17 protein-coding genes, 1 tRNA gene and 1 riboswitch are annotated in these 16,539 nt (G+C 45.8%); of the genes, 12 read left to right on the top strand and 6 right to left on the bottom strand.

From position 1 onward, the window contains the following. The first annotated feature begins 101 nt into the window (after positions 1 to 101). The 6 genes from VC182_RS03555 to thiE all read left to right on the top strand — a co-directional run bounded on the left by VC182_RS03555 (position 102) and on the right by thiE (position 6,261). Positions 102 to 935 carry an NUDIX hydrolase gene (locus VC182_RS03555; protein WP_323484521.1) on the top strand — a complete coding sequence of 278 codons (834 nt, stop codon included), beginning with the start codon at positions 102 to 104 and terminating at the stop codon, positions 933 to 935. Positions 936 to 1,021: 86 nt separating this feature from the next. After that, positions 1,022 to 1,129, top strand: a riboswitch (TPP riboswitch). Between the two features lie 37 nt (positions 1,130 to 1,166). After that, on the top strand, positions 1,167 to 3,107 hold the full coding sequence (thiC, locus tag VC182_RS03550; protein ID WP_216862529.1) for a phosphomethylpyrimidine synthase ThiC: 1,941 nt from the start codon (positions 1,167 to 1,169) through the stop codon (positions 3,105 to 3,107). Positions 3,108 to 3,130: 23 nt separating this feature from the next. Further along, positions 3,131 to 4,279 (top strand): FAD-dependent oxidoreductase, encoded by a 1,149-nt coding sequence (locus VC182_RS03545; protein WP_216120956.1) that lies wholly within the window; start codon positions 3,131 to 3,133, stop codon positions 4,277 to 4,279. Then, positions 4,270 to 4,467 (top strand): sulfur carrier protein ThiS, encoded by a 198-nt coding sequence (gene thiS / locus VC182_RS03540; protein ID WP_072582372.1) that lies wholly within the window; start codon positions 4,270 to 4,272, stop codon positions 4,465 to 4,467. The genes VC182_RS03545 and thiS overlap by 10 nt, the downstream gene beginning before the upstream one ends. Positions 4,468 to 4,488: 21 nt before the next feature. Beyond that, entirely contained in the window at positions 4,489 to 5,307 is an 819-nt protein-coding gene (locus tag VC182_RS03535) for a thiazole synthase (RefSeq protein ID WP_323484520.1), read from the top strand. A 27-nt stretch (positions 5,308 to 5,334) separates the two neighbouring features. Further along, positions 5,335 to 6,261, top strand: coding sequence for a thiamine phosphate synthase (gene thiE / locus VC182_RS03530; RefSeq protein WP_323484519.1), 927 nt, complete (start codon positions 5,335 to 5,337; stop codon positions 6,259 to 6,261). Positions 6,262 to 6,267: 6 nt separating this feature from the next. On the opposite strand, the gene VC182_RS03525 is transcribed toward thiE, so the two are convergent. The 3 genes from VC182_RS03525 to thiD all read right to left on the bottom strand — a co-directional run bounded on the left by VC182_RS03525 (position 6,268) and on the right by thiD (position 7,957). Further along, positions 6,268 to 6,654: a HEPN domain-containing protein gene (locus tag VC182_RS03525; protein WP_323484518.1), complete on the bottom strand. Its 387-nt coding sequence runs from the start codon at positions 6,652 to 6,654 to the stop codon at positions 6,268 to 6,270. Beyond that, positions 6,651 to 6,995: a nucleotidyltransferase domain-containing protein gene (locus tag VC182_RS03520; protein ID WP_216120948.1), complete on the bottom strand. Its 345-nt coding sequence runs from the start codon at positions 6,993 to 6,995 to the stop codon at positions 6,651 to 6,653. The genes VC182_RS03525 and VC182_RS03520 overlap by 4 nt, the downstream gene beginning before the upstream one ends. Before the next feature lie 77 nt (positions 6,996 to 7,072). After that, a complete protein-coding gene (thiD, locus tag VC182_RS03515) occupies positions 7,073 to 7,957 on the bottom strand; it encodes a bifunctional hydroxymethylpyrimidine kinase/phosphomethylpyrimidine kinase (protein ID WP_072582367.1) in 885 nt (294 codons plus the stop codon). 21 nt (positions 7,958 to 7,978) lie between these two features. On the opposite strand from thiD, the gene VC182_RS03510 reads away from it, so the two are divergent. Beyond that, a tRNA-Asn gene (locus tag VC182_RS03510) sits at positions 7,979 to 8,054 on the top strand. 65 nt (positions 8,055 to 8,119) lie between these two features. Here VC182_RS03510 and VC182_RS03505 read toward each other — a convergent pair. Next, positions 8,120 to 8,704 (bottom strand): hypothetical protein, encoded by a 585-nt coding sequence (locus VC182_RS03505; protein WP_216120944.1) that lies wholly within the window; start codon positions 8,702 to 8,704, stop codon positions 8,120 to 8,122. A 234-nt stretch (positions 8,705 to 8,938) separates the two neighbouring features. Between VC182_RS03505 and VC182_RS03500 the strand changes: the two genes are divergently transcribed. From VC182_RS03500 to VC182_RS03480, 5 genes are all read left to right on the top strand, one after another. Then, complete coding sequence (locus VC182_RS03500; protein WP_323484517.1) at positions 8,939 to 10,252, top strand: U32 family peptidase; 1,314 nt, start codon at positions 8,939 to 8,941, stop codon at positions 10,250 to 10,252. 29 nt (positions 10,253 to 10,281) lie between these two features. Continuing rightward, a complete protein-coding gene (locus VC182_RS03495) occupies positions 10,282 to 10,809 on the top strand; it encodes a hypothetical protein (protein ID WP_323484516.1) in 528 nt (175 codons plus the stop codon). A gap of 39 nt (positions 10,810 to 10,848) precedes the next feature. Continuing rightward, positions 10,849 to 11,691, top strand: coding sequence for a transporter (locus VC182_RS03490; protein ID WP_255538502.1), 843 nt, complete (start codon positions 10,849 to 10,851; stop codon positions 11,689 to 11,691). A gap of 64 nt (positions 11,692 to 11,755) precedes the next feature. Then, positions 11,756 to 13,498 (top strand): IlvD/Edd family dehydratase, encoded by a 1,743-nt coding sequence (locus VC182_RS03485; RefSeq protein ID WP_323484515.1) that lies wholly within the window; start codon positions 11,756 to 11,758, stop codon positions 13,496 to 13,498. Positions 13,499 to 13,506: 8 nt separating this feature from the next. Next, positions 13,507 to 13,959: a DUF4442 domain-containing protein gene (locus tag VC182_RS03480; protein WP_323484514.1), complete on the top strand. Its 453-nt coding sequence runs from the start codon at positions 13,507 to 13,509 to the stop codon at positions 13,957 to 13,959. A gap of 33 nt (positions 13,960 to 13,992) precedes the next feature. Here VC182_RS03480 and VC182_RS03475 read toward each other — a convergent pair whose 3' ends face one another. Next, positions 13,993 to 14,733 (bottom strand): lysophospholipid acyltransferase family protein, encoded by a 741-nt coding sequence (locus tag VC182_RS03475; RefSeq protein ID WP_416350571.1) that lies wholly within the window; start codon positions 14,731 to 14,733, stop codon positions 13,993 to 13,995. 66 nt (positions 14,734 to 14,799) lie between these two features. Further along, positions 14,800 to 16,476: a long-chain-fatty-acid--CoA ligase gene (locus VC182_RS03470; protein ID WP_323484512.1), complete on the bottom strand. Its 1,677-nt coding sequence runs from the start codon at positions 16,474 to 16,476 to the stop codon at positions 14,800 to 14,802. Positions 16,477 to 16,539 lie beyond the last annotated feature (63 nt).

Here is a 16,539-nt window from a genome sequence, read left to right as displayed (position 1 = left end):
CGTGTTTGTTTATAAATATTTAATCTAGTTCCTATAAGATTTTGTGTTATGGAACTTTTTTAATCAGGGCGTAGAACGCGAAGTTCCCTTACACTTAGGGCATGACCAGCCTTTCAACCAGCACCTTAGCCGCCCTCGAGGAGATGCTCCAAAACACGGCGCGCTCTGCTCCTGCAGAATACCTACCGATTTATTTATCCCGCGGTGCAACAGGTGAGCAACTCATTGGCCACCTCAATCCAGAATTTATTCCTTATCTGCAAGAGTCTTTACAAAAAGAATCCATTGCACTCATTGCCATGGGTCATGACAAGCTCACCATTCAATTGGGTAAGCCTAGAGAATTATCCAATAGTCTTTATCAGTTAGCCAATCGCATGAGACTGGGTGGATTTATTCCAGGCTGGCGTAACGAAGACTTTGCTTGGGTTGATCTAAATGGTCACAAATACTTTCGCATGGAGCGCGCTGCGTTTCGTACCTTTGGTTTTCGGAGTATGGCAACGCATATCAATGGTTACACCCGCGGCAACACCATTTGGCTGGGTAGACGCAGTGAAACCAAACCTACTGATCCAGGCAAGTTAGACAACTTGGCTGCCGGCGGAATTACTGCTGATGAAACACCCTGGGTCAGCGCACGACGCGAACTTTGGGAAGAGGCTGGTGTACCTGAGCAAATCTCTGATCAAATAGAACCTGTGGGACGGATTCATATGCGCCGCCCATCTGTAGGACGAGGCTTTCATGATGAGCAGCTATACATCTACGATTTAGAGCTGGCTGATAACTTTGTCCCCACAAATCATGATGGCGAAGTGAGTGGCTTTATTGAAATATCACTGCCAGAGGCTGCTGCCAGAATCTTGGCCGATGAATTTACCTCTGATGCCGCCTTTGTTACGGCTGATTTCATATTGCGCCGCAATAAATAGGCTATTTCACCCCATTTGATTAATTCCACCTACCGCTTGACTGGTGTCATACAGTAATCAATCAATTCGTGGTTAAATTCATCTTAAGGATGAAACAGGGGTGCCCTTCATAGCAGTTTTGCTAGAAGGCGCTGAGAAAGACCCTAGAACCCGATCCAGGTAATGCTGGCGTGGGGAGTTACATCAGACCGACACCCGGTTTCGTCCATCTAAAACAGCTAGGAGATGGACATGAGTACAGGCAACACCTCAACTAAAAACGCTAAACATGAGATTCCAAGCCTTAAAAGCTTAGAGCGCGACTTCGGGCAAAAGTTTGCCTATCCTGCCTCAACCAAAACTTACCTTCAAGGGTCAAGACCTGATGTCAAGGCGCCAATCCGGATGATTGAGCAACTACCTACTCGCGTAGGTGAAGAAATGTTGGCAAATCCGCCAGTGCCTGTTTATGACACTTCAGGCCCATACAGCGATCCAGATGTTGTGATCAATCTTGAAAAAGGTTTGCCAAGACTACGTGATGCCTGGATTGCTGAACGCAATGACACCATCCAGTTGACAGGACCCAGCTCCGAATACGGCGTTGCGCGTTCTCAAGATGAAGCCACACAAAATTTACGCTTTTCTCATATCAGCGCACCGCGCGTTGCTAAATCCGGCCATAACGTCAGTCAGATGTATTACGCTCGCCAAGGAATCATCACCCCTGAAATGGAATACATCGCCCTGCGTGAATCCATGGGCCTTGAGCAACTGCGCAAAGATCCAGCCTACAAGCAGTTATTGAAGCAGCACCCAGGCAAAGGTTATGGCGCAAACCTGCCTGACATCGTCACCGGTGAATTTGTTCGCTCCGAGATTGCTGCAGGACGCGCAATTATTCCAGCAAATATCAATCACCCTGAATTAGAGCCAATGATTATTGGCCGTAACTTCCGCGTGAAGATTAACGGTAACTTAGGCAACTCTGCCGTTACTTCATCCATTAATGAAGAAGTTGAAAAGATGGTGTGGTCCATTCGTTGGGGTGCAGACACTATCATGGATCTCTCCACTGGTAAGCATATTCATGAGACTCGCGAATGGATTATTCGCAACTCTCCAGTACCTATTGGCACAGTTCCAATTTATCAAGCACTAGATAAAACCGGTGGTATTGCAGAAGATCTCACTTGGGAAATGTTCCGTGACACGCTCATTGAGCAAGCAGAGCAAGGCGTGGATTACTTCACCATTCATGCGGGTGTATTGCTACGCTATGTACCGTTAACAGCTGATCGTATTACGGGCATTGTTTCTCGTGGCGGCTCGATCATGGCTAAATGGTGCTTGGCTCATCACAAAGAAAACTTCCTGTACACAAAGTTTGATGAGATTTGCGAGATCATGAAAGCGTATGACGTGTCATTTAGCTTGGGTGATGGCTTGCGCCCTGGTTGTATTGCTGACTCTAATGATGCCGCACAGTTTGGTGAGCTCCATACACTTGGTGAATTGACTGCTAAAGCTTGGAAACATGATGTGCAAGTCATGATCGAGGGTCCTGGTCACGTTCCAATGCAGCGCATTGAAGAGAATATGACTGAAGAGCTCAAGCATTGCTTAGAAGCTCCTTTCTACACCCTCGGACCATTGATTACCGATATTGCCCCTGGCTATGACCACATCACCAGCGGTATTGGTGCCGCGCAAATCGGTTGGTATGGCACAGCGATGCTTTGCTATGTCACACCAAAAGAGCATCTGGGATTGCCAGATAAAGAAGATGTGCGTGAGGGCATCATCACTTACAAGATTGCTGCCCATGGTGCCGACTTAGCCAAAGGTTTGCCTGGCGCGCAAGTACGCGATAACGCCCTCTCCAAGGCTCGCTTTGAGTTCCGCTGGGAAGACCAATTTAATCTGGGCTTAGATCCTGAGCGCGCGCGTGAGTATCACGATGCGACCCTACCAGCTGAAGGTGCCAAAATTGCGCACTTCTGCTCCATGTGCGGTCCAAAGTTCTGCTCCATGAAGATCACTCAAGAAGTTCGTGACTACGCGGCAACCCTAGATGCCGATGGTAATCCGAAAGCTAAAGTCATTCCCATTACTGAGGTAGCTGATGCTTCTAAAGGTATGGAAGAGATGTCTGCGGAGTTCCGTAAGCGCGGTAGTGAGATTTATCAGTAAGCCAACCAGCTAAAAAGATAAAGATGACTAGCGCAAGCTTCTCCAATAGCAAATACGCAATTGTTGGCGGCGGCCTAATGGGTCGCTTGCTGGCTGTTGCGCTTGCTAAAGGAGGTGCTCAAGTCGATCTCTTTGATAAAGGCGGCCCTGATGGTTCTCATGCTGCTGCGCGCATTGCTGCAGCGATGTTGGCACCATTAGCTGAGTCTGCAATTACTGAAGATTCTGTTGTGCGCATGGGTTTGCATAGCCTGCCTCGCTGGAAGGAGCTTATTGCTAACTTATCTTCACCGGTTTACTTTCAGCAAGTTGGCACCTTGATTTTGTGGCACCGCCAAGATGCTAGTGAAGCTGAACGCTTTGCTGCTCATTTAGATAAGAACTGTCGCTCAAACGCTGATCTCAGCGAACCACAAAAGCTCAATAATGAAGCATTACGCGAACTCGAGCCTGGCGTTGCCGATCGCTTTACTCAGGGACTGTATTTACCCAATGAAGGGCAATTAGATAATCGCCAGCTATTGGATGCTCTCGCTAGCGAATTAACGCTATTGAAGGTCAATTGCCACTGGCATACCGAGATCGAACCTTCTGAATTGCGCAAACAGACTGGCTATAAAGCGGTAATTGATTGTCGCGGTACGGGCGCTAAAGAAGCTTGGTCAACTGGAGATAAGTCCAATAACTTGCGCGGTGTTCGCGGTGAAGTGATCAGACTCTATGCGCCAGAGGTGAAGTTGCGTCGCCCTACACGCCTAATCCATCCGCGCTATCCGATTTATATTGCTCCTAAAGAAAATGATGTCTATGTGGTGGGTGCCACTGAGATCGAATCCGATGACCTATCAGAAATGAGCGTACGCTCTGCTATGGAGTTACTCAGTGCCGTTTATACCGTTCATAGTGGGTTTGCAGAAGCGCGCATTTTGGAGATGGCGACGCATTGTCGCCCCACTTTAAAAAATAATCTCCCAGAAATTCGGTCGATAAGAAATAAAGGGCTTGCAGATTTGATCATGATCAATGGCTTATATCGCCATGGTTTTATGATTTCTCCTGCAGTACTCGATTGCGCATTAGAGCTTCTGGAGTTCGGCACAAGTAAGACTGCATTGGATTTAGGGTTGAGTGTGACTCAAGATTGCAACCAGATTGAGGCGGTATGCGCGTAATCGTGAATCAAGTAGCTTATGAGTTGCCTAGCAAGAGTATGGTGAGTGATGCTCTAGCCTTGATCAATGCGAAGCCACCCTATGCCGTTGCCGTAAATCTCAACTTTGTGCCCAAGACTAAGCATGCAGACTTTGCATTAAATGAGAATGACCAAATTGAAGTGATTGCTCCAGTTACTGGCGGCTGATTAAGAACCAATTATTTTGCTATGAACGCTCCTTTACCTAATAACCTCAATAGCGCCGATACACTTGTCCTTTATGGCGAGAGCTTTGCGAGTCGCTTGCTGCTAGGGACCTCACGCTACCCCTCTCCACAGGTGCTGGAGAACGCTGTACAAGTATCGAATCCCGGCATGATTACTGTAAGCTTGCGTCGCCAAGGAACATCAACTGCAGAAGCGCATAGCGGCTTTTGGGATTTACTTAAGAAGATGGCAGTTCCTGTTCTACCGAATACCGCTGGTTGCCATAGCCCACAAGAAGTGATTACCACCGCGCAAATGGCGCGTGAAGTGTTTGAAACCGATTGGATCAAGTTAGAGCTGATTGGCGATGATTACACTTTGCAACCGGATGTCTTGCGCTTAGTGCTGACAGCAGAGACTCTGATTAAAGATGGCTTTAAGGTTCTGCCGTATTGCACGGAGGATCTCATTTTGTGCCAACGTTTGGTTGATGTCGGCTGCCAAGCGGTGATGCCTTGGGCCGCTCCAATTGGTACCGGACAAGGCCCTTTAAATCCATATGCCATGAAACTCTTGCGTGATCGTCTGAAGGTTCCGCTCTTGGTGGATGCCGGCCTAGGGCTGCCTTCACATGCATGCACCGTCATGGAATGGGGATTTGATGGTGTACTTCTGAATACCGCAGTTGCCTTGGCGGATGATCCTGTGGTGATGGCCAAAGCCTTTGCTATGGCGGTTGATGCGGGTCGTGCGGCCTATTTATCGGGCGCCATGAAGCCCCAAGAGTCTGCCCAAGCAAGCACACCTTTGGTGGGAACTCCGTTTTGGCACCAATCGTAGTGACGCTAAGTTAAGTACACTGAACACATGAGCCTGATTCGTGACCTTGCAGACCAAATTGTTGCCACACATCGCAATGAAGATTTATGTATTCCGATTCCGACCTTTAGTCTGAACTCTCCGCCTCCACTGATTGATAACGAAGCAGCCGTCGATCACTACGAATTGGCAGGCGCACTAGCTGCCATTGAAATGGGATTTATCGAGTCTGATGCCAGAATTCTGGGTAAGGCATGGTCACGCATGACATTGCAAGATGGTGGCTTTAATCCCTTTAAATGGCCCAGCAGGCCAGAGCATTTTGATTTATTGCCCTGGACTCGCAATATGAATCCCAATGCCTTTAAAGAGTGTCCAAAACGCCTGGGCTTGTATGGAGTCATGCCGGATGCTGATTGGGTAAAGCGCATGGTCGATGCAGAGTTGCCGACGGTACAACTTAGATTTAAGTCAGACGAAAAGTCTAAGATCAGAAAACAAATTAAAGAATCTGTTGCAGCAGTCAAAGATAGCAAGACCTTGCTATTCATTAATGACTATTGGCAAGAAGCAATTGATGCTGGCGCCTATGGCGTGCATTTAGGTCAAGAGGATTTAGTAGATGCCAACCTAGAAGAAATTCGGGGTGCGGGCTTAAGACTGGGACTAAGCACTCATGGCTATGCAGAGCTGGCTTATGCAGATCGCTTTTGCCCAAGCTACATTGCGATGGGCGCAGTCTTTCCAACAAATTTAAAGAAGATGCCTACAGCACCGCAAGGACTAGGTCGTTTATATCGATATGCTCAGCTCATGAGCAACTACCCACTGGTAGCGATTGGCGGCATTGATCAAGACAGCATTCATGCAGTGGCAAAAAGTGGTGTTGGTTCAGTGGCTGTTGTGAGGGCCATCATACAAGCTAAAGATCCTAAGGCAGCAGTTAAACACTTGCAAGAATTAATGCAGGCTTAAATCGATTTAGGGTTTATCAAATAACCCCAAAAGGTGCTCAACGAATTCACTTGCTTTAGCAACCGCCCATTGAGCATCCTCCTTGGCCACCAAATCACCTTTGTAATCACCCATTAAACGAAGATCTTCGACCCTGTTTAATGCTTTGCCAAATTCAATTGAGACTTGACCTGTTTTCACCAATTTCAAACTAAAAACAGATATGAGGCCACTGTGGGTTTTTGTATGCTCGACCGAATCTACCTCACCGGAAACAAGTAAAGCACCTCGAGCAGCGTCAAACATAGCGTAATAGGCTCGATTACATGCTCCATCGAAATCATCAGCATTTAATAGTATTTTTGCCGAGGCAGCTGCTGTTGTCGCTTTAATAAAAAGTTCTTTTGCCTTCAAAGCACAATACCTTCGTTTCGCACATTATTGATAAGGCTTGGATTTGAATAAGTTTCTGGATGATCCCATTCTTCCTGCCATATTGGTAGCGGCTGAATACGTATACCGGTCTCTAAAAGAACTTCATAAGCAAGGTCATCCATAGCAAATTTTGTCGCCATAAATGGAGTTGCTAGGCCTTTCAAAAGAATAGCAACATCGGCGTCACTTTCTACGTGATGAGTACCCCTAGCTCGACTTCCAAACAACAATGCTTTTGCTATTGGAAAGTATTGAGCAACCTTATCCATAAAAGCTGATGTAGCAGCTTTTGTTTGATAGTCAATGAAGAAATTGCTCATAGCCTACATTATCCAAAGAAAGACATCTTATGGCAATTAAGGTCTTTAACCATAGTAGATTGAGGTCAAAAACACTGCTAAAGCTTCGTTTTTTCATCAAGCAGCGCAGTTGGATAAAAATCGTGCATGTGCCATAGAGGCCCTGGACCTTCGCCAACACTTAAGAAACGCCCCGCCTCTAAGCCTGCCTCGACATAGGCTATTGCCTTAGCAACTGCATGAGCTAGATCATGACCATCAGCTAGATAGGTAGCAATGGCAGACGCTAAAGAACATCCGGTGCCGTGCGTGTTTGCTGTGTTAACACGGTAGTGCTTGAATTCTTTTGACTGAACCACTTCAAGGCCGTCTTCAAGCGTACGCCACATTAAATAATCGGTAATTTGGGTATGCGTACTGTCTAAATGCCCGCCTTTGATGAGCACTGCTTGTGGGCCCATCTCGAGTAATTCTTCGGCGGCTAATTTGAAATCATTGGGACCACTTATTTCGCGACCTAGCAGCAATGAAGCTTCATCTAAGTTAGGAGTAACGAGCAATGCCATCGGAAATAATTCAGTAATCATTGCTTGAGCGGTATCGTCACCACCTAAGCTAGCGCCGGAGGTTGCGCGCAAAACAGGGTCTAAAACAATACGTTTAACACCATGTTTGCGTAAAGATTTAGCAACTGTTCGGACTATTTCTGGGTTAGCCAGCATGCCGATTTTGACAATATCAGCACCAATATCCATTAAAACTGCGTCAATCTGGGCTTCAACCACGTCAAGATCAACATCCTGAATACGTGTGACGCCCAAGGTATTTTGGGCGGTAATTGCAGTTATGACTGACATGCCGTAGCCACCAAGGGCGGTGATGACCTTCAGGTCAGCCTGGAGCCCTGCCCCACCGCCGCTATCGGACCCAGCAATGGTCAGTACTTTGGGGATCTGCACAGAAGTGGGAAGAAGTGATTTCATCTTGCTATAATATCGGCTTATTCCTCGATAGCTCAGTCGGTAGAGCGCCGGACTGTTAATCCGTAGGTCCCTGGTTCGAGCCCAGGTCGAGGAGCCAAATAAGTAAAGCCCCTAGAGAAATCTAGGGGCTTTTTCTTTATGAGGACTGATTAAGTCGATCTCTTAGATCAAGCCCTTCTTGCGCAAGTTGGACAGGCGATTATGGAGAGACTTCAATGTCAGAAGATTGTATTTATCCCCCTCCTTCCAAACACTACCTTTCCATTCGATGCCTTCTGGTGTGACATTAGCGAACGGCTCTTTACCTTCCTTTGCATAGCCTTCTAAGATGGCGATCAGTGCTGCTCGGTCATTGGATCCACCAGCATCTTTCACTGCATCCAAAATAGGTTTGGTGATGGTATCGCTATAGGTAATCTTAGCATCCATATGATTGGGCGCTGCTGTTTCTTCGAAGATGTACTCATGTGGCCACTCAAAGACATTTCTTGCTGAATTTTTTACTGCTTCTGGACTCACTGCACCGCCCTCAGGATTCTTTAGATCGGTTGGTAGGCTTAGACCCAAAATCCAAGCTTCAAATTCAGCAATGCGGCTATAACGCTTTTCTTCGCTATCGCGCTTTTGCTCTTCTTGTGACAGCAACAAGGTAACCCATGCCCAGGCAATATCTTTAGGTGTTGCAAACTCTTGAGCCAAAATTCCACTGGCTTTTTTTAGGATGGGTTTGGATGTGAGTTTTGACATTGCATTCTTTCTGGATTCGTTCTGCTTTTTTAGTAAGCGCCTTCAATTTAGGGTGAAAAGTCAAAGGGAAGGCTCCCCGCTCATCTTGACAATGCTCTCCACATCCCCCGTAGGATACTCTTCATTAGCTAGCTGCCTACTTGTCAGGCCTACGTAAACCCAGTTCTAGCAGGCCTCAGGACTGAGTCATGGAGCAAATCAAACAAGTTCGGCCGTATTCACTAAAATAGCCGGATGACTAAGATTCCTGAACTCCTCGCTCCAGCCGGCAGCCTTTCTATGCTGCGTACTGCCTTTGATTTTGGCGCAGACGCCATTTATGCCGGACAGCCTCGTTATTCACTCCGGGTTCGCAATAACGACTTTGGCAAGATTGAGGTTCTCAAGCAAGGTATCGATACAGCCCATGAATTGGGCAAGAAGTTTTATTTAGTTTCTAACTTATTACCTCACGGTGGTAAGACGCGTACCTACATTAAGGATATGGATCCAGTAATTGCATTAAAGCCGGATGCTTTAATCATGTCTGATCCTGGACTAATCATGATGGCACGCGAAGCTTGGCCAGATATGCCAATTCATTTATCGGTACAGGCCAATACCGTGAATGGTGCTTCTGCTAAGTTTTGGCGATCTGTTGGCATTAGTCGTGTGATTTTGTCGCGCGAACTCTCTTTTGATGAAATTGAGGAAGTGCGTCAAGACTGCCCTGAGATGGAGCTTGAGGTATTTGTTCATGGCGCTCTCTGTATTGCCTACTCAGGTCGCTGCTTGTTATCGGGCTATATGTCTCACCGCGACTCTAATCAAGGCGCCTGCACGAATGCTTGCCGCTGGGATTACAAGGTGAAGCCTGGGCAACAAAATACGAGCGGTGATGTTGTACTGCTTCAGGAAGCACGTCGCCCTGATGACTTGATGCCAATGGAAGAAGATGAGCATGGTACCTACATCATGAACTCAAAAGATCTGCGAGCCGTTGAGCATATTGAGCGCCTAACTAAGATGGGTGTTGACTCTTTCAAAATTGAAGGGCGTACTAAATCACCTTATTACGTTTCACGTACTGTTCAAGCCTATAGAGCAGCAATTAATGATGCTGTTGCTGGTAAGCCGTTTAATACCGCCCTGTTAGGTCAATTAGAAGGTTTAGCCAACCGCGGTTATACCGATGGATTTTATGAGCGTCACCATGACAAAGAGTACCAACTCTATATGCGCGGCCATTCTTTATCGGGACGTAGCTTGTATGTTGGTGAGACGCTGGAGATTGACTCTGCTAACGGCCGAGTCAAGGTAGATGTGAAGAATCGTTTTTCTGTTGGTGACAAAATTGAAATCATTGAACCAAATGGAAACACGGATATTGTATTGACTGAGATGTGGAATATGAAGGGCGAGTCAATTGATATAGCCCCTGGATCGGGTCACTTTGTTTGGCTAAAAATACCAATGGCCACAACACATGCCTTTATTGCGCGCTATACACAAGAACCTGCACCAGCTGAAGTGGCTACTTCTAGCTCTTGCTCCACTTGCGGCGATTAACATCCCTATTTATCTTATTAAAGATTTTCATGACTAACAGCGCCAAAAACCTTACAAATAAAACAGGCTTGAAAATCAAGTTTGAGGAGGAAATGAAAAAAGCGTTTGCTTTATCAATTTACTTTGGCACTTGGTTCTGCGCGATTACCTTTATGGCTGCAACCGCTTTAGAAGAGCGCCCTATCCCCCTGACCCTCTTTGGCTTTGCATTAATCAAAGCAGGCTTATCGGCAAAATTTATGCTGATTGCTCAGGCTGCCTATCCAATCAAGGTTGATAAGGCACATGGAATTGTTGGCCCTCTATTTATTGAGTCTATCGTTTACATTATTGTCATTATTGCCTTGAACTATATTGAGGCCGGAGTCGATGGCCTGATACATGGAAAAGAATTTATTACCTCCATGGCAGCTTTTGGAAGCGGTGATCCATTAAGAGTATTGGCCATGTCGATTGTGTATTGGTTAATTGTTTGGCCTTACTTAATTTTTGTAGGGTTCAATAAGGTTGTTGGAAATACTGAAACTCTTGCCGTTCTATTTGGCTCCAAAAAATAATTGCCTCACTTGTATTGCGTGAGAATTTTTTGGCTCTGCTTGTTAGCATTCATTAGCCAAGAAGCATCCGCTCAAGAGATTGAAGCTCGCGCGTATTCGAATGCGCCTATTGGCATTAACTTTGTTTCAGGTGGAATAGCCCAGGCCAAGAGTGGTTCGTACACCCTCACTACTGAAGCAACAAGTCTGACCCGCATTATTAATGTGTTTGGACAGTCTGGCCGGATTAGCCTGCTGCTACCGTATGCCCAGCTTTCTGGAACTGGCAGTCTTGGCCCTCAAAATGTCAATGCATCTGCCGAAGGCTTATCCGATCCGGTTGTAAAGATCTCCGCCAATCTTTATGGTGCGCCAGCACTCTCGCTAGAGGAATTTAATAACTATAAACAAGATCTCATTATTGGCACTAGTCTTGCGGCATCCATCCCATGGGGTAAGTACAACAGCGAGCAAATGCTCAACGTAGGCGCCAATCGCTCTCTTATTCAGCCAGCCATCGGAGCATCCCAAGCAGTTGGTCCATGGCGTTTGGAACTGGCAGGTATGGCGACGATCTACACCAGCAATACCAGTTTTCTGGGAAGTAATACGCTCTCTCAAAATCCCATCTACTCTTCGGAAGCCCATGCGATCTATTACTTTCAGAATACGGCCTACATCTCTGCCGATGCCACCTACTTCATGGGTGGTCAGAAATACGTTAACGGGACTGCAATTAGTGGCTCACAAGAAAATTGGCGTTTTGGCAGCACTTTTTCTTACCCCATTAATAAGCGCAATTCAATCCGCCTAACTGGCAGCAAAGGTGTTTATTCCAATACCAACACTGATTACACCGCGCTGGGGATCTCTTGGCAGTACCGCTGGGGTGGCGGACTGTAGGTAAATAGGCTATTCCATCGCTACAATAAAGCCAAAGAACATTAAAAAGAGATACGAGACAATCATGAGTAATAAACCAAAAGATCCAGCAGAGAGCGGTTTACGTAAAGGCTTGACTAGCTATGGAGATAAAGGTTTCTCTTTATTTTTACGCAAAGCGTTTATTAAAGGCGCTGGGTATACCAATAGCGCATTAGATCGCCCTGTCATCGGTATTATCAATACCGGTAGCGCTTACAACCCCTGCCATGGCAATATGCCTCAGCTTTTGGAAGCGGTAAAACGCGGTGTGATGTTAGCTGGTGGTCTGCCAATGGAATTTCCGACGATTTCGATACATGAGAGTTTTGCTGCACCTACCAGCATGTACTTGCGTAATTTGATGTCTATGGACACCGAAGAAATGTTACGCGCACAACCAATGGATGCAGTCGTCATGATTGGTGGTTGCGATAAAACTGTTCCTGCACAAATGATGGGTGCCGCTTCAGCAGGCTTACCCGCCATTCAACTGATTACCGGCTCAATGCTCACCGGATCCCATCGCAGCGAACGTGTAGGCGCTTGCACTGACTGCCGTCGTTACTGGGGTAAATTCCGTGCCGGTGAAATTGATGAAGTTGAAAAAGATGAAGTCAATGATCAACTGGTAGCCAGCGTTGGCACTTGTTCAGTAATGGGAACAGCAAGCACGATGGCCTGCATCTCGGAAGCGCTGGGCATGACAGTTCCCGGTGGCGCAACCCCTCCGGCAGTGACTGCAGATCGTATCCGCGTAGCTGAAGAAACTGGTACTTGTGCTGTGAAGATGGCAAAAGAAGGTTTGACGATAGACAAGATACTCACTGCAGACGCCTTTGAAAATGCCATGCGTGTTTTGCTAGCAATTGGTGGATCAACCAATGGCATTGTTCACTTAGCTGCCATTGCTGGCCGTATGGGTCTCGAGATTGATTTAGATGCGCTTGATAAGATGGGTGATGAGACCCCTGTTTTGGTAGACTTAAAACCATCTGGTGACCACTATATGGAAAACTTCCATGATGCTGGCGGCATGACCACCTTGCTTCGTGAACTGAAGCCTCTCTTGAAGCTTGATGCAATGACTGTTTCCGGCAGAACTCTTGGTGAAGAGATTGATGCTGCTGCACCAAGCTTTAAACAAGATGTAGTACGTCCATTTGATAAACCCATTTACCCACGCGGCAGTATTGCTGTCTTGCACGGCAATCTAGCGCCTGGTGGCGCCATCATCAAGCAGTCGGCTGCGAATGAAAAACTCATGGAACATGAAGGTCGTGCAGTGGTGTTTGAAGATGCTGCTGATTTAGCTAACCGTATCGATAGCTCAGACTTAGATGTCACTGCTGATGACATTTTGGTACTCAAAAATATTGGGCCTAAAGGTGCTCCTGGTATGCCAGAAGCTGGTTATATTCCCATTCCGATGAAGCTGGCGCGTGCTGGTGTGAAAGACATAGTACGCATCTCCGATGGACGTATGAGTGGAACTGCCTTTGGCACAATCGTATTACACGTCACTCCTGAATCGGCCATTGGTGGCCCGTTAGCACAAGTGCGCAATGGCGATCGCATTCGACTCAGCGTGAAGAATCGTGAAATCAGCCTTCTTATATCCGCGGAAGAATTGGCTCAGCGCATGAAAGATAATCCGATTACTTCTCCAACTGCTGAACGTGGTTATAAAAAGCTCTTCTTGGATACCGTGACTCAAGCAGACCAAGGCGTGGACTTTGACTTCTTGAGAGCGGTAAAGATGATTGGCAAAACCCCACAATCAAAATAATGCACCTAATGAATGCCACTTTTTTAAAGTACGCAATGAATGTTTGGCCACCCTTCCTGGGTGCCGGCATTAGAGTGGATAACATCTCAAAGGATTTCAGAACTGCAAAGGTTTCCCTAAAAAGTGGAATTGCCAATCGCAATATTGTTGGGGTTCACTTTGGCGGCAGTTTATTTGCGATGACAGACCCCTTCTTTATGATGATGGTGTCGCAGAACATAGGTAAAAAATATATTGTTTGGGACCAGGCGGCCAAGATTGAATTTCTGAAGCCGGGCAAGGGGAAAGTTCATGCTAGTTTTGAAATTACTCAAGACCAATTAGATGAAATTGTTACTGCCGCAGAGCCTGGAGATAAAGTCTTAAAGGATTTTGTTGTAGATGTTAAAGATCGAGAAAATGATGTAGTTGCACGCATCACTAAGACTCTATATATTCGTAAGAAGCCAAAGAAAAACTGAAGGCTATAGTGGGTTACTTATATTTTTATTCTTCTATGAATGAATATAAGCAACCGAATCTATTCGTCTCATCTCACCCTCAATCCAGGCCTCGACCTCTAACTGCAATTGATCTTCTGATTTTCCTTGAACCGAAATGACCGGGCCAATAGAAAGCGTAATTACACCTGGACGCTTTAAGAAGGAATTTCTAGGCCATAGGACGCCGGAGTTCTGCGCCACCGGAAGAATATCAGTTTTTGTACTAATAGCTAAGCGCACACCGCCTTTTCTATAAGGCTTAAAGGATCCGCGTGGGGTTCGAGTTCCTTCGGGATAAATTGCGATCCATTTTCCTTCAGCCAATAATTCCTTCCCCTGCTTATTGACAGCCTCTCGGGCATTCTCACGATCGCCTCGGTTAATGTGGATCATTTTGAGCGAGGCTAATGCCCAACCAAAAAAAGGCACAAATAGCAGTTCTCTTTTAAAGACAAAACAAAGTTGCCGAGGGAAAAAAGCTGGATATATGAACGTTTCCCATGCCGATTGATGTTTCCCCAGAATGATCACAGATTTTTTGGGGTCTTGAGGTACGTTCTCAAAGCCCACTATTTTTATCTTGATTCCACAAATGATAGAGAGGGCTTTTTGAGTTAATTGACACCATAGAACCCCCATTTTGTAGCGCGTACTTGCGCTGGTAAGCGGCATTACCAAAATAATAGCGCTCGCAAAAATGGTGACCGTGGTGAAACCGAAAAAATAAAAGATGAATGAACGAAGCCAGAGAATCACGATCTATTTTTACTTAAAGTTAAAAACCTATTTTAAATCATCGGCCTTTTCATGGATCACGTCTCATAAATCTCTTAATTCACGTCTGAGTATTTTTCCAACATTGGTTTTTGGCAAGTCTGAGCGGAAAACAATATGCTTAGGACGCTTATAGTTTGTAAGGTTTTCTTTGCAGAAGGCCATGACCATCTCCTCTGTTAGGGACTGATCCCGTTTTACGATAAAAGCCTTTACAGCCTCACTAGAATCAGCATCGGGAACACCAATCACTGCGCACTCCAAAACGCCGGGAATAAGTGACAGGACCTCTTCTACCTCATTAGGATAGACATTAAATCCGGAGACTAAAATCATGTCTTTCTTTCGATCAACAATCTTAGTAAGGCCATCCGCATTCATAATGCCGATATCACCAGACTTAAAGAAGCCATCTGGAGTCATAACATTTTTGGTTTCTTCAGGCTTATTCCAGTAACCCGCCATCACCTGCGGACCCCGAATGCAAATCTCTCCAGGAGCGCCAAAGGGAACTTCAATACCATCATCACCCAAAATAATGACATCTGTACTTGGGACGGGTAAGCCGATATAACCCGTGAAGCTTTCTATCAACGCAGAATTCACGCAAGCTACAGGCGAAGTTTCAGATAGACCATAACCCTCAGCAATCGGAGCCCCTGTCATTTCTTGCCATTGGTCTGCAACCACCTTTTGCATGGCCATGCCACCACCTATAGTTGCCAAAATATTAGGGAACTTGACGGAGGCAAATTCAGGCTTATGAAGCAATGCATTAAATAAAGTATTCACACCAGGGAAAATATTAATGTCAGGATGCTTCTTGAGTAGCTTAATAAAGCCATCGAAGTCACGAGGATTGGGAACTAAGACTAATAATCCACCCTTACGCATACCTAGTACGGCACAAGCGGTTAAAGCAAAGATGTGATACATCGGAAGTGCACACAAGAAAACCAATTGATCCACTTTTTTACGCTTCAATCCTGGCTCAAGCCACAATTCAGTTTGAATCACATTTGAAAGAATATTTCGATGGAGAAGAATGGCGCCCTTAGATAACCCAGTAGTACCACCGGTGTATTGCAAGAAAGCAATATCATTTAACGAAGTATTCGGCTTATTCCATAGATGTCGACTACCCTCGCTCAGAGCACCATTAAAAGTAATGTGTCCAGGTAAATCCCATTCAGGAACTAGCTTCTTCACATTGCGGACAACAAAGTTCACTACCGCACCTTTTAAACCAATCATCTCGCCGAGTGAAGTGACGATTGTCTTTTTCAGGGGAACATTCGCAGATATGTGCTGGTAAACATGTGCAAAGTTCTCCAAGATAATGAGAGCAGAAGCCCCGCTATCTTTAAGCTGATACTCCAATTCGCGTGCGGTGTAGAGTGGGTTGATATTGACCACCACAAACCCAGCACGGAGAATACCAATCATCGCAATCTGAAATTGCAATACGTTTGGCAACATAATGGCTACACGAGATCCCGGCTCTAAACCCAAAGTCTGTAGGTAAGCCGCAAAATGTTGGGAGTGCCGATCAAGATCTCGATAAGTTAAAAACTTATCTAAATACTCACATGCACGTCTATTTGGGTATCGCTCAAAGGATTCCTCAAACATATCTAGCAAAGAAGAGTAACCCGAAATATCCACTTCATGAGGAACGCCCTCAGGATAATGTTTTAACCAAGGTTTTGAGGGGTTGACCATGAAGTTATTTCCAGTCTCGATATATTTTTATTTATAGTTAGATTGCTAAATCTGTATGACTCA

Source organism: Polynucleobacter sp. AP-Nickl1-40-C4, assembly GCF_035012665.1.
Lineage (GTDB): Bacteria > Pseudomonadota > Gammaproteobacteria > Burkholderiales > Burkholderiaceae > Polynucleobacter.
This window is presented reverse-complemented; position numbering and strand designations above follow the sequence as displayed.